Here is a 258-nt window from a genome sequence, read left to right on the forward strand (position 1 = left end):
CCGTTGCGGGCGTCGAATACGGCGTATGTGATCTTCACGTCGGGTTCGACGGGTCGCCCGAAGGGTGTCGCGGTGCCGCATGCGGCGATCGTGAACCAGCTGCGGTACATCACCGAAGAATTCGCACTCGATGCCACGGATGCGATCTTGTTGAAGACTGCGGCGACGTTCGATCTGTCGGTGTGGGAGTTCTGGACCGCCGCGGTGAGCGGTGGCCGGATGGTTATCGCTGAGCCGGACGGTCATCGCGATCCGTCG

The 258-nt window shown here is 63.2% G+C and carries 1 protein-coding gene; it reads left to right on the forward strand.

Annotated elements, in window-relative coordinates; genetic code table 11:
• A partial coding sequence (locus IG75_RS37060) for an AMP-binding protein (protein ID WP_036516230.1) occupies nucleotides 1-258 on the forward strand: 258 nt, incomplete at both ends.

This window comes from Nocardia rhamnosiphila NBRC 108938 (assembly GCF_000720425.1).
Classification (GTDB): domain Bacteria; phylum Actinomycetota; class Actinomycetes; order Mycobacteriales; family Mycobacteriaceae; genus Nocardia; species Nocardia rhamnosiphila.